The following is a 12,154-nucleotide window of genomic DNA, read 5'->3' on the forward strand; positions in this document are numbered from 1 at the left end:
AGGCCCGGGAGACCGAGCAGAAACGGACGACACCGATGGCCACGGAGTACGGACAGGGGTACGAGCACATGGACCGTTCGGAGTTCCGGGGATCCGACCTCGACGAGCGGCGGCGCCGTCTTCCCGCCGGTCTTCGCGCGCCGATCGAGGCCCGCGCCTGGAAGGAGTTCGGCTATGTGCTCCTGAGCCTGCCGATCAGCATCGTCACGTTCACCTTCGCGGTCACGATGCTCTCGCTCGGCGCCGGCCTGCTGATCACGTTCATCGGCATCCCGGTGCTCGCCGCCGGGCTCGCCGCCTGCCGCGGCATCGGCTCCCTCGAGCGGGTGCGGGCGCGGGCGCTGCTCGGCGTGGAGGTGGCGAACCCGGAGCCGCTGCGGCCCAAGGGCGGCGGCGGGATGTCGTGGATGGGCGCCGTGCTCAAGAGCGGCGTCTCGTGGCGGCACGTCCTCTACTCCGTCCTCCACATGCCGTGGGCGATCTTCTCCTTCGTCGTCTCGGTGGTCTTCTGGACGTACGGCTGGGCGATGCTCACGTACCCGCTGTGGCAGTGGCTCTTCCCGATGTACGGCGGCCAGGACGGCATCCAGCTCTACGGCGACGACGGTCACCGCATCTACCTGGACAACCCCTTCGAGATCGGCGTCACCGCCCTCACCGGCCTGCTCATCACGCTCGCCACGCCCTGGATCGTCCGGGCCCTGACCACCGTCGACCGTGTCATGGTCGTCGGCCTGCTCGGCCCGTCGAGCCTGGCGACCCGCGTCGTCGAGCTGGAGTCGGACCGCGGGGTCGTCGTCGACACCGCGGCGGCCGACCTGCGCCGCATCGAACGCGACCTGCACGACGGGGCGCAGGCCCGCCTGGTGGCGCTCGCCATGGATCTGGGTCTGGCCAAGGAGAAGCTGACGGAGGACCCGGAGGCCGCCGCGCGCATGGTGGGCGAGGCGCACGGCGAGGTGAAGGTCGCCCTCCAGGAGCTGCGCGACCTGGCCCGCGGCATCCACCCGGCGGTCCTGACCGACCGCGGCCTGGACGCGGCCCTCTCCTCCCTCGCCGCCCGGTGCACGGTCCCGGTCCAGGTCGAGGTGGATATGCCCGCCCGTCCCGCCGCGGCGATCGAAGGCATCGCGTACTTCACCGTCTCCGAGCTCCTGCAGAACATCAGCAAGCACGCGCGGGCGACCCGTGGCGCGGTCGACGTCTGGCAGGTCGAGGACCGGCTGATGCTCCAGGTCTCCGACGACGGGGCGGGGGGCGCGGACGTGACCAGCGGTTCCGGTCTGGCCGGGCTCGCCGAGCGGCTCGACGCGGTCGACGGGATCCTGGTCGTGAACTCGCCGGTGGGCGGCCCCACGACGGTGACGGCGGAGCTGCCCTGGCGGGCCTAGCCCGCCCCGGCGCTCAGCCACCCACCCGATCCCCCGGAAGCACGGGGGATCGGGTGGGTTCTGCCGTGCGGGCCGTCCGAGCCGTCCCAGCCGTGCGTGCCGGGAGCAAGGACGAGCAACCGGTCTGCCCTTCAACGCCGTAACGCCCCTTCATACGCGCGATACTGAGGTGCAGGGGGACAACCAGAACCGAATATGCCGGGGGGCCGGGAACGTGGAGGACAAAGTGCGGGTCGTCATCGCCGAGGATTCAGTGCTGCTGAGGGAGGGCCTGACCCGGTTGCTGAACGACCGGGGGCACGACGTCGTCGCGGGGGTGGGCGACGCGGAAGCGCTGATCAAGACGATCAACGAGTTCTCCGCGGCGGGCGAGCTGCCCGACGTGGTCGTCGCCGACGTGCGGATGCCGCCGACGCACACCGACGAGGGGGTGCGGGCCGCGGTGCATCTGCGCCATCAGTACCCCGGCCTCGGGGTGCTCGTGCTCTCGCAGTACGTCGAGGAGCAGTACGCCACCGAACTGCTCGCCGGGTCCAGCCGTGGCGTCGGCTATCTGCTCAAGGACCGTGTCGCCGAGGTGCGCGAGTTCGTGGACGCGGTGGTGCGCGTCGCGCAGGGCGGTACCGCGCTCGACCCGGAGGTCGTGGCGCAGCTGCTCGGCCGCAGCCGCAAGCAGGACGTCCTCGCGGGGCTTACACCCCGCGAACGCGAGGTACTCGGTCTGATGGCCGAGGGGCGGACGAACTCCGCGGTCGCCCGACAGTTGGTGGTGAGTGACGGCGCCGTCGAGAAGCACGTCAGCAACATCTTCCTGAAGCTGGGGCTCTCCCAGAGCGACGGGGATCACCGGCGCGTGCTCGCGGTTCTCACGTACCTCAACTCCTAGCGATCCGACATAGCAATCTGACGCTTCGTCAGCTATTTGTTACCCGCAAGGACAACCGCACCAGGCAGCACGGACAGCGACAACAGCAGCAGGACCAGCGGCAACAGCACGAGCACGGAGAACAGTCCTAGAACCAAAGGATGAGTGGGGGCGTCTTCCATGACGGGCCGGGGGGTGAGGCACACCATGCCAAAACGGGGCAATGACGCGTCTCAAAAGAGCGTCCGTCATGCGATCTACCACAGGTAGGCGACCCTTACCGACGTAGGGTGGGCCTTGGGAAGGCCGGTCGCCCAGCCCTTCCCGCTCAGCCGCCCGAGGGAGGTCCAGTTCAGTGACCAGCCAGGTCAGTAGCCCAGCCGAGCAGGCCGATGGGGCAGTCGTCGGAGAGCAGCGCAAGCCTGCTGGTGAGAAGGACGTACGCCGTCTGGACCGGGTGATCATCCGCTTCGCGGGTGACTCCGGTGACGGTATGCAACTCACCGGTGACCGGTTCACCTCAGAGACGGCGTCCTTCGGGAACGACCTCTCGACACTGCCGAACTTCCCCGCCGAGATCCGTGCTCCTGCCGGGACCCTGCCGGGTGTCTCCTCCTTTCAGTTGCATTTCGCCGACCACGACATCCTCACGCCGGGCGACGCGCCCAACGTCCTCGTCGCGATGAACCCGGCGGCGCTGAAGGCGAACATGGCCGATGTGCCGCGGGGCGCGGAGATCATCGTCAACACGGACGAGTTCTCCAAACGGGCGATGCAGAAGGTCGGCTACGAGGTCTCGCCGCTGGAAGACGGTTCGCTGGACGGCTACAGCGTCCACCCGGTGCCGCTGACGACGCTCACCGTCGAGGCGCTCAAGGAGTTCGACCTCTCGCGCAAGGACGCGGGCCGCAGCAAGAACATGTTCGCGCTGGGGCTGCTGTCCTGGATGTACCACCGGCCGACCGAGGGCACCGAGAAGTTCCTGCGCACGAAGTTCGCCAAGAAGCCGGACATCGCCGAGGCGAACATCGCCGCCTTCCACGCCGGCTGGAACTTCGGCGAGACGACGGAGGACTTCGCGGTCTCCTACGAGGTCGCTCCCGCCTCCCAGGCGTTCCCGACCGGCACGTACCGCAACATCTCGGGGAACCTCGCCCTGTCGTACGGCCTGATCGCCGCGGGCAGGCAGGCCGATCTGCCGCTCTATCTGGGCTCGTACCCGATCACTCCGGCCTCCGACATCCTGCACGAGCTGTCCAAGCACAAGAACTTCGGTGTGCGGACGTTCCAGGCGGAGGACGAGATCGCGGGCATCGGGGCCGCTCTGGGGGCCGCGTTCGGTGGTTCGCTCGCGGTGACGACGACGTCGGGGCCCGGTGTGGCGCTGAAGTCGGAGACCATCGGGCTCGCGGTGTCGCTCGAACTGCCGCTCCTGGTCGTGGACATCCAGCGGGGCGGGCCCTCCACCGGGCTGCCGACCAAGACCGAGCAGGCGGATCTGCTCCAGGCCATGTACGGGCGCAACGGCGAGGCACCGGTGCCGATCGTGGCGCCCAAGACGCCGGCCGACTGCTTCGACGCGGCCATCGAGGCGGCCCGGATCGCGGTCACCTACCGCACCCCGGTGTTCCTGCTCTCCGACGGCTACCTGGCCAACGGATCCGAGCCCTGGCGCATCCCCGACACCGATGAACTCCCGGACCTGCGCGTGCAGTTCGCCTCGGGGACCAACCACACCGAGGACGACGGCACCGAGGTCTTCTGGCCCTACAAGCGCGACCCGCAGACCCTGGCCCGCCCCTGGGCGATCCCCGGCACGCCCGGCCTCGAACACCGCATCGGCGGCATCGAGAAGCAGGACGGCACGGGCAACATCTCGTACGACCCCGCCAACCACGACTTCATGGTCCGCACCCGCCAGGCCAAGATCGACGGCATCCAGGTCCCCGACCTGGAGGTCGACGACGCGAGCGGCGACGCCACGCTGCTGGTCCTGGGCTGGGGTTCGACCTATGGCCCCATCACCGCTGCGGTACGCCGCCTGCGGGCGGTCGGCGAGAGCGTGGCGCAGGCCCATCTGCGCCACCTCAACCCCTTCCCGCGGAATCTGGGCGAGGTCCTCAAGCACTACGACAAGGTGGTGATCCCCGAGATGAACCTCGGTCAGCTCGCCACTCTGCTCCGCGCCAAGTACCTCGTGGACGCGGTCTCGTACAACCAGGTCAATGGAATGCCGTTCAAGGCCGAGCAGCTCGCCACGGCTCTCAAGGAGGCCATCAATGGCTGACACGAAGACCGAAGGCACCGGGAGCACGATCGAAGCACTTTCCCTGGTGCCCAAGGCCGAGGCCAAGCAGTCCATGAAGGACTTCAAGTCCGACCAGGAGGTGCGTTGGTGCCCCGGCTGCGGGGACTACGCCGTCCTGGCGGCCGTGCAGGGCTTCATGCCCGAACTCGGCCTGGCCAAGGAGAACATCGTCTTCGTATCGGGCATCGGCTGCTCGAGCCGCTTCCCGTACTACATGAACACCTACGGGATGCACTCCATCCACGGCCGCGCCCCCGCCATCGCCACCGGACTGGCCTCATCCCGGCGCGATCTGAGCGTGTGGGTGGTCACCGGTGACGGCGACGCCCTGTCCATCGGCGGCAACCACCTCATCCACGCCCTGCGCCGCAACGTGAACCTGAAGATCCTGCTCTTCAACAACCGGATCTACGGCCTCACCAAGGGCCAGTACTCCCCGACCTCCGAGGTCGGCAAGATCACCAAGTCCACCCCGATGGGCTCCCTGGACGCGCCCTTCAACCCGGTCTCGCTCGCCATCGGCGCGGAAGCCTCCTTCGTGGCCCGCACCGTGGACTCCGACCGCAAGCACCTCACCTCGGTGCTCCGGGAAGCCGCCGAGCACCCCGGCACCGCGCTGGTGGAGATCTACCAGAACTGCAACATCTTCAACGACGGCGCCTTCGAAGTCCTCAAGGACAAGCAGCAGGCCGAGGAGGCGGTGATCCGCCTCGAACACGGGCAGCCCATCCGCTTCGGCGCCGAGGGCTCCAAGGGCGTCGTGCGGGACGCGCGGACCGGCGATCTCAAAGTTGTCCCGGTCACACCTGAGACCGAGTCACAGATCCTGGTCCACGACGCGCACTCGACCTCGCCCACCCTGGCCTTCGCGCTCTCGCGCCTCGCCGACCCCGACACCCTGCACCACACCCCGATCGGCGTCTTCCGCAACGTCGAGCGCCCGGTCTACGACACCCTCATGTCCGACCAGCTCGACACCGCCATCGAACAGAACGGCAAGGGCGACCTGGCCGCGCTGCTCGCGGGCGGCGACACCTGGACCGTCGTCGGCTAGCTCGACCCGCTTGAACTCGCTTGTTCCGAGGCCCGGTCCTGATCCTTCAGGACCGGGCCTCGTCGTATGCCGCGCGCGCGGTCTGCACGTCCGCGAGGCGCCGTTCGGTCCACTCGGCGAGCGCCCGGACCTGCCGGCCGACCTCGCGGCCGAGATCGGTGAGCGAGTAGTCGACGCGCGGCGGGATGACCGGCTTGGCGTCGCGGTGCACGAGGCCGTCGCGCTCCAGGGTCTGCAGGGTCTGCGCCAGCATCTTCTCGCTGACCCGGCCAAGGGCCCGGCGCAGTTCGCTGAAGCGGTACGAGCGCTCGTCCAGGGCGACCAGGACGAGCACGCCCCAGCGGCTCGTGACGTGCTCCAGGACGAGGCGCTGGGGGCACATCCCCTCGTCCCCGAGGTTCCAGTTACTTACTGCCATGCCCGTACCTTACTTCAAAGTGGGTACTTCCCAGAAGTTAGCGCTAACCCTAGGCTCGATGTCAGAACCGCACCAAAGGGACCAAAGTCGCTACAGGGAGATTCCAGACATGAGCATCGTCGTCACCGGAGCCACCGGACACCTCGGCCGTCTCGTCATCGACGGGCTGCTCGACGCGCGGGTGCCCGCCGGGCAGATCGCCGCCGTCGTCCGCGACAAGGAGAAGGCCGCCGGTATCGCCGAGCGCGGCGTCGAACTGCGGATCGCGGACTACAACGCGCCCGAGACGCTCGCCGGCGTCTTCGCGGCGGGCGACAAGATCCTGCTGATCTCGGGCAGCGAGGTCGGGCAGCGCGTGCCGCAGCACGCCGCGGTGATCGACGCGGCGCGGGCCGCGGGCGTCGCGCTCCTCGCGTACACCGGCGTCCTGGGCGGACCCGACGCCGACTTCGGCCTCGCGGCCGAGCACAAGGAGACCGAGCGGCTCATCATCGGCTCCGGGCTTCCGCACACGTTCCTGCGCAACGGCTGGTACCACGAGAACTACACGGCCAACCTGGCCCCCGTCCTGGAGCACGGCGCCGTCGTCGCCTCCGCGGGCGAGGGCCGCGTCGCCTCCGCCTCGCGCGCCGACTACGCGGCAGCGGCGGTCGCCGTACTGACCGGCGAGGGGCACGAGGGCAAGGCGTACGAGCTGAGCGGCGACGTCGCGTGGAGCTTCGCCGAGTACGCCGCCGAGATCGCCCGGCAGACCGGCAAGGACATCTCGTACGCGAACGTCCCCGCCGAGCAGAACCACGCGATCCTGACCGGCGCGGGCCTTCCCGAGCAGTTGGCCGCGATCCTCGTCGACGTGGACACGGCGATCGAGCGGGGGCTGCTCGCCGGTACGAGCGGCGATCTTGCCCGGCTCATCGGGCGGCCGACCACGCCTCTCGCGGGGGCGGTCGCGGTGGCGCTCAAGGGCTGACGCGAGGGCTCGCACGGGGCTCGTGCGGGACTCGCGCAGGACTCGCACGGGACTCGCACGGGACTCGCACGGGACTCGCACGGGACTCGTGCGGGGCTCGCGCGGGGCGAGACAGAGGTCATGACCGTTTTCGTGAGACGGGCATGACACGGGGGCGTCCGGGCCGCTACCTTCGTGCTTGCAGCGTGGAGCTGCCAATGCACCAAGGAGGGGCCGTGGACGCCGCCGCAGCTGAGCAGTCGAAGAGCGAGCAGCGCATAGGACTGCTGAACGGCTTCGCGGCCTATGGGATGTGGGGCCTCGTGCCCCTCTTCTGGCCGCTGCTCAAGCCCTCCGGGGCGGGCGAGATCCTCGCGCACCGCATGGCGTGGTCGCTCGTCGTGGTCGGCGTCGCGCTCCTGGCCGTACGGCGCTGGGCCTGGGCCGGCGAGCTGATCCGCCAACCCCGCAAGCTGGGCCTGGTGACGATCGCCGCGGCGGTCATCACGGTCAACTGGGGCGTCTACATCTGGGCCGTGAACTCCGGCCACGTCGTGGAAGCCTCCCTCGGCTATTTCATCAACCCCCTGGTCACCATCGCGATGGGCGTCCTGCTCCTGGGCGAACGGCTGCGCCCCGTGCAGTGGGCGGCCGTCGCCGTCGGCCTCTCGGCGGTCCTCGTCCTCGCCTTCGGGTACGGGCAGCCGCCGTGGATCTCCCTCTGCCTCGCCTTCTCCTTCGCCACGTACGGCCTGGTGAAGAAGAAGGTCGGGCTCAGCGGTCTTGAGTCGCTCGCCGCGGAGACCGCGATCCAGTTCCTGCCCGCGGTCGGGTTCCTGATCTGGCTCGGCGTACGGGGCGACGCGACGTTCGGCATGGAGGGCCCCGGTCACGCGGCGCTGCTCGCGGCGACCGGTGTGGTCACCGCCATCCCCCTGGTCTGCTTCGGCGCCGCCGCGATCCGGGTGCCGCTGGCCACCCTCGGGATGCTGCAGTACCTCGCGCCCGTCTTCCAGTTCCTGCTCGGCATCCTGTACTTCCACGAGGCGATGCCGCCCGAGCGGTGGGCCGGGTTCGGGCTCGTGTGGCTGGCGTTGACGCTGCTGACCTGGGACGCGTTGCGCACCGCGCGGCGCAATGCGGTGCGGTTGGCTGCCGCCAGGGCTTCGGCTGCCACGGCGGCCACGGCGGCCACGGCGGCTTCGGTGCCGGTCGCCGCCGGGCGGGAGACCGAGCCGATGACTCCCGCTGCCGGGCGGGAAGAGTCCGGGGTCTGAACTTCGCGGGCTCGCCTTTCTTGCGGGTGCGGGTTCGTTGTGGCTGGGCGCGCCGTTCCCCGCGCCCCTTTCAGGGGCGCTTACCCCCAGGCCCCTGCCTTCGATGCGGCCTCTGCGTACACGCTGAAATCCGTGGCCTCTCGGCCCAGTACGTCTCGTACGCCGCTCACCGGCGCCGCGTTGTAGCCGTCCGCCAGCCAGGCGAGTACGTCCGCGAGGGCGCGGGCCGGTTCGGCGGGGACGTCCGCGGCGGTCAGCTCGGCGACGTACGCGTCCGCCGTGATGTGCTCGAACCGCATCGGCCGTCCGGACGCCTGCGACAGCTCCGCGACCGCTTCGGCGAAGCTCAGCGCGCGGGGTCCCGACAGTTCGTACGTACGGTGCGTGTGCCCGTCCTCGGTGAGCAGCGCGGCGGCCACGTCCGCGATGTCGTCCGCGTCGATGAACGGTTCGGGCACGTCGCCGACGGGCAGCGCGAGGCGGCCCTCGCGCAGGGGCGCGGCGAAGATGTCCTCGTCGAAGTTCTGCGAGAAGTTGTTCGGGCGGATCACCGTCCAGTCCACGCCCGCCTCGCGCACCACGCGCTCGGCCTCCGCCATGGACGGCTCGAAGGAGTCGCCGTACACCTCGACGCCCCGCCCGGACAGGACCACGAAGCGGCGTACGCCGGCCGCCGCCGCCCGGTCGACGAAGTCGGCGATCGGTCCGGGCTCCGGCGGGCCCACCAGGTAGAGCGCGGACACGCCGTCCAGGACCGGGGCCCAGGTGGCGCGGTCGTACCAGTCGAAGCGGGTCTCGCCGGAGCGGGACGCCGCGCGCACGGTGCGGCCCTGGTCACGCAGCCGGGCCACGACACGGCGGCCCGTCTTGCCGGTGGCGCCGAGTACGAGGATGGGGGCGTCGGACGCCGGAGTGTTCTTCGCGGTGTTCTTCGCGGTGTTCTTCGCGGTGTTCTTCGCGGTGTTCTTCGGGGTGTTCTTCGGGGTGTTCTTCGCGTTGTCGGTCATGGGTTCAGTCAACTGCCCTGTCCCCGCAGGGCACATGGGCGCTCGTCTCGTCCGCATGGGAGTGCGTCTACGGTGGAGGCATGGACGCTCTGGGGGATCTGCTGCGAGGGGTGCGCGCGGACGGCGCGCTGTTCAACCGCGCCGTACTGAACGGTCCTTGGGAGACCGGGCACACCGAGGGAGCGGCCCTGACGCTGGTCGCGATGGTGCACGGGACGGCGCGGATCGCCGCCGCGTCGGGTGAGCCGCGCGTCCTGCGGGAGGGTGGCGCGGCCGTGGTCTGCACGACGGCACCGTTCACGCTTGCGTCCACGGAGGACGGCTCGGAGAGCGAGCTCATCACCGGGGCCTACCAACTGGACGGGGCGGTGGGGCGCCGCCTGATCAGCATGCTGCCGCCGCTCCTCGTGGTGCCGTCCGGCGAGGACTGTCTGCCGATCCTGGAGCTGATCTCCGAGGAGGTGGCCGCGGACCGGCCGGGGCGGCAGTACGTGATGGACCGGATGCTCGACTGGATGCTGGCCTGCACCCTGCGCGACTGGTTCGACCTGCCGGACGCCTGCCCGCCCTCCTGGTACCGCGCGCTCGGCGACGAGGTGGTCGGCCCCGCGCTGCACGCCATGCACGACGAGCCGTCGCGCCCCTGGACGGTGGCGTCGCTCGCCGCACGTGCCCAGGTCTCGCGGGCGGTGTTCGCCCGCAACTTCGCCGAGCTGGTCGGCAGGCCGCCGATGGCGTACCTGACCGAGTGGCGGATGACGCTCGCCGCCGAGCTGCTCGCCGAGCCGGCCGCGACGGTGGCTTCCGTGGCCGGTCAGGTCGGCTACGCGGACGCGTTCGGTTTCAGCGACGCGTTCAAACGGATCCGGGGCATCGCACCGAGCGGCTACCGCGCCTCACTGGCGGCGGGGCGGGTGGACTCGCGCGGGCTCAGGGCTGCGGGGTGAAGTGGCGGGGCTGAGGCCGCCGGACCTTCGTGGCTGGTCGCGCCGTTCCGCGCGCCGCTTCGGGGCGCGCCGATCCGCCCTGCGGGACACGGCGACCGATATGCGCTCTTGACGCGCGGTCAACCTCACCCGCACCATCAGGCACGCCAATTCCGTTCTGCGTTCGACGAATTGGCGTACCCCCACGGAACGACCCAACAGAACAGAACACGGAGCCCCCACATGAAGCTCTCCGTTCCCGGCCGCGCCGCGGCTGCCGCCGTCATAGCCGTCACCGGACTCCTCACCACCAGCGCGATATCCTCCGCGGCCCCCTCCCCCACGGCGGCCGCCCCCGACATCTCCGTGGCCAACGTCCAGGGCCACCTCTCGCAGTTGCAGTCCATCGCCTCGTCCAACGGCGGCAACCGCGCCCACGGCAGCGCGGGCTACAAGGCCTCCATCGACTACGTGAAGGGCAAGCTGGACGAGGCCGGATTCACCACCTCGCTCCAGGAGTTCACCTCCAACGGCAAGACCGGCTACAACCTGATCGCCGACTGGCCCGGCGGCGACGCCGACCAGGTCGTCATGGCGGGCTCACACCTCGACAGCGTCGACGAGGGCCCCGGCATCAACGACAACGGCTCGGGATCGGCCGCGATCCTGGAGACCGCGCTCACCGTGGCCAAGGAGCAGTACAAGCCCACCAAGCACCTGCGGTTCGCCTGGTGGGGCGCCGAGGAGCTCGGCCTGGTCGGCTCCTCGCACTACGTCGACAAGCTGCCCGCCGACGAGCGTTCGAAGATCAAGGACTACCTGAACTTCGACATGATCGGCTCCCCGAACCCGGGCTACTTCGTCTACGACGACGACCCCACGATCGAGAAGACCTTCAAGGACTTCTACGGCGGCCTCGACCTCGCCACGGAGCCCGACGAGGAGGGCGACGGCCGCTCGGACCACGCCCCGTTCAAGGACGCGGGCGTCCCGGTCGGCGGTCTCTTCAGCGGCGCCGACTACAAGAAGACCGCCGAGCAGGCCCAGAACTGGGGCGGCACGGCCGGTGAGCCGTTCGACAAGTGCTACCACTCCGCCTGCGACACGGCGTCGAACATCGACGGGACCGCGCTCGACCACAACAGCGATGCCGTGGCGTACGCGGTGTGGGGGCTCTCCTCGTAGGACCGCATGACCCCATGACCCCGAGCCCTGGGCCCTGGGCCCTGAGCCCCGAGCCCTGGGCCCCGGGCCCCGGGCGGGTCAGCATCCCCTGGACGCAATTACCTGCGTGTGCATATAGTGCACACGCAGGTAATTGCTCGGCCTCACACGGCCGTGCGCGACCACGCCACACACCAGGGGGCACAGCATGACCCGCAAGTTCCTCTTCGTACTCGGCAGCTCCAGGCCCGAGGGCAACACGGAGATCCTGGCCCGCAGGGCTGCCGAGCAGCTCCCGTCGGACGTGGAACAGCGCTGGCTGAACCTGGCCGACCACCCGCTGCCCGACTTCGAGGACCTCCGCCACGACAGCGACCACGTACGCCCGTCCGGCGACCACACCGCGACGCTGCTCGACGCGACCGTCGAGGCGACCGACATCGTCATCGCGTCGCCCCTCTACTGGTACTCGGTCTCGGCCAGCACCAAGCGCTACCTCGACTACTGGTCGGGCTGGCTGCGCACCCCCGGCGTCGACTTCAAGGCCACGCTGGCCGGGCGCACCCTGTGGGGCGTGACGGCGCTGGCCGACGAGGAGCCGGTCGTCGCCGACCCGCTCGTCGGCACCCTGCGCAACTCCGCCGCGTACCTCGGAATGCGTTTCGGCGGCGTACTGCTCGGAAACGGAAGCAAGCCCGGCGACGTACTGAAGGACGAGCGGGCCCTGACCGAGGCCAAGACGTTCTTCGCACAGGAGCCGGCCCTCGCGCGCTTCCCGTACGAGGGCTGACGCGC

Annotated in this window: 11 protein-coding genes; 9 read left to right on the forward strand and 2 right to left on the reverse strand. The window is 70.0% G+C overall.

Annotation, left to right across the window (positions count from 1 at the left end):
* The first annotated feature begins 35 nt into the window (after nt 1–35).
* The 4 genes from ACFUPX_RS34720 to ACFUPX_RS34735 all read left to right on the forward strand — a co-directional run bounded on the left by ACFUPX_RS34720 (nt 36) and on the right by ACFUPX_RS34735 (nt 5,618).
* Nucleotides 36–1,391 carry a sensor histidine kinase gene (locus ACFUPX_RS34720; RefSeq protein ID WP_383331950.1) on the forward strand — a complete coding sequence of 452 codons (1,356 nt, stop codon included), beginning with the start codon at nt 36–38 and terminating at the stop codon, nt 1,389–1,391.
* 226 nt (nt 1,392–1,617) lie between these two features.
* On the forward strand, nt 1,618–2,277 hold the full coding sequence (locus ACFUPX_RS34725) for a LuxR C-terminal-related transcriptional regulator (RefSeq protein WP_383331992.1): 660 nt from the start codon (nt 1,618–1,620) through the stop codon (nt 2,275–2,277).
* Nucleotides 2,278–2,611: 334 nt separating this feature from the next.
* Nucleotides 2,612–4,543, forward strand: a complete 1,932-nt coding sequence (locus ACFUPX_RS34730; protein WP_383331952.1) for a 2-oxoacid:acceptor oxidoreductase subunit alpha — start codon at nt 2,612–2,614, stop codon at nt 4,541–4,543.
* On the forward strand, nt 4,536–5,618 hold the full coding sequence (locus tag ACFUPX_RS34735) for a 2-oxoacid:ferredoxin oxidoreductase subunit beta (RefSeq protein ID WP_383331954.1): 1,083 nt from the start codon (nt 4,536–4,538) through the stop codon (nt 5,616–5,618). The genes ACFUPX_RS34730 and ACFUPX_RS34735 overlap by 8 nt, the downstream gene beginning before the upstream one ends.
* Before the next feature lie 46 nt (nt 5,619–5,664).
* On the opposite strand, the gene ACFUPX_RS34740 is transcribed toward ACFUPX_RS34735, so the two are convergent.
* A complete protein-coding gene (locus ACFUPX_RS34740; RefSeq protein WP_383331956.1) occupies nt 5,665–6,036 on the reverse strand; it encodes a winged helix-turn-helix transcriptional regulator in 372 nt (123 codons plus the stop codon).
* A 109-nt stretch (nt 6,037–6,145) separates the two neighbouring features.
* Here ACFUPX_RS34740 and ACFUPX_RS34745 point away from each other — a divergent pair, with 109 nt between their 5' ends.
* Together ACFUPX_RS34745 and rarD are read left to right on the forward strand one after the other, a co-directional pair.
* The gene (locus tag ACFUPX_RS34745; RefSeq protein ID WP_383331958.1) at nt 6,146–7,006 is read left to right on the forward strand and encodes an NAD(P)H-binding protein; all 861 of its coding nucleotides are present in this window, start codon (nt 6,146–6,148) and stop codon (nt 7,004–7,006) included.
* Nucleotides 7,007–7,221: 215 nt separating this feature from the next.
* A complete protein-coding gene (gene rarD, locus ACFUPX_RS34750) occupies nt 7,222–8,262 on the forward strand; it encodes an EamA family transporter RarD (RefSeq protein WP_383331960.1) in 1,041 nt (346 codons plus the stop codon).
* An 80-nt stretch (nt 8,263–8,342) separates the two neighbouring features.
* On the opposite strand, the gene ACFUPX_RS34755 is transcribed toward rarD, so the two are convergent.
* Entirely contained in the window at nt 8,343–9,269 is a 927-nt protein-coding gene (locus ACFUPX_RS34755) for an NAD(P)H-binding protein (protein ID WP_383331962.1), read from the reverse strand.
* An 80-nt stretch (nt 9,270–9,349) separates the two neighbouring features.
* On the opposite strand from ACFUPX_RS34755, the gene ACFUPX_RS34760 reads away from it, so the two are divergent.
* The 3 genes from ACFUPX_RS34760 to ACFUPX_RS34770 all read left to right on the forward strand — a co-directional run bounded on the left by ACFUPX_RS34760 (nt 9,350) and on the right by ACFUPX_RS34770 (nt 12,149).
* Nucleotides 9,350–10,216: an AraC family transcriptional regulator gene (locus ACFUPX_RS34760; protein ID WP_383331964.1), complete on the forward strand. Its 867-nt coding sequence runs from the start codon at nt 9,350–9,352 to the stop codon at nt 10,214–10,216.
* 222 nt (nt 10,217–10,438) lie between these two features.
* Complete coding sequence (locus ACFUPX_RS34765) at nt 10,439–11,380, forward strand: M28 family metallopeptidase (RefSeq protein ID WP_383331966.1); 942 nt, start codon at nt 10,439–10,441, stop codon at nt 11,378–11,380.
* 187 nt (nt 11,381–11,567) lie between these two features.
* A complete protein-coding gene (locus tag ACFUPX_RS34770) occupies nt 11,568–12,149 on the forward strand; it encodes a flavodoxin family protein (RefSeq protein ID WP_383331968.1) in 582 nt (193 codons plus the stop codon).
* The last annotated feature ends 5 nt before the right edge of the window (nt 12,150–12,154 follow it).

This window comes from Streptomyces sp. NPDC057302 (assembly GCF_042667685.1).
In the GTDB taxonomy this organism is placed as follows: domain Bacteria; phylum Actinomycetota; class Actinomycetes; order Streptomycetales; family Streptomycetaceae; genus Streptomyces.

Excerpts from the sequence above, each read along its gene's own strand:
- ACFUPX_RS34720 (WP_383331950.1), top strand. The coding sequence starts at position 36 with ATGGCCACGGAGTACGGACAGGGGTACGAGCACATGGACCGTTCGGAG.
- ACFUPX_RS34735 (WP_383331954.1), top strand. The coding sequence starts at position 4,536 with ATGGCTGACACGAAGACCGAAGGCACCGGGAGCACGATCGAAGCACTT.
- ACFUPX_RS34740 (WP_383331956.1), bottom strand. The coding sequence starts at position 6,036 with ATGGCAGTAAGTAACTGGAACCTCGGGGACGAGGGGATGTGCCCCCAG.
- ACFUPX_RS34745 (WP_383331958.1), top strand. The coding sequence starts at position 6,146 with ATGAGCATCGTCGTCACCGGAGCCACCGGACACCTCGGCCGTCTCGTC.
- ACFUPX_RS34755 (WP_383331962.1), bottom strand. The coding sequence starts at position 9,269 with ATGACCGACAACGCGAAGAACACCCCGAAGAACACCCCGAAGAACACC.
- ACFUPX_RS34760 (WP_383331964.1), top strand. The coding sequence starts at position 9,350 with ATGGACGCTCTGGGGGATCTGCTGCGAGGGGTGCGCGCGGACGGCGCG.
- ACFUPX_RS34765 (WP_383331966.1), top strand. The coding sequence starts at position 10,439 with ATGAAGCTCTCCGTTCCCGGCCGCGCCGCGGCTGCCGCCGTCATAGCC.
- ACFUPX_RS34770 (WP_383331968.1), top strand. The coding sequence starts at position 11,568 with ATGACCCGCAAGTTCCTCTTCGTACTCGGCAGCTCCAGGCCCGAGGGC.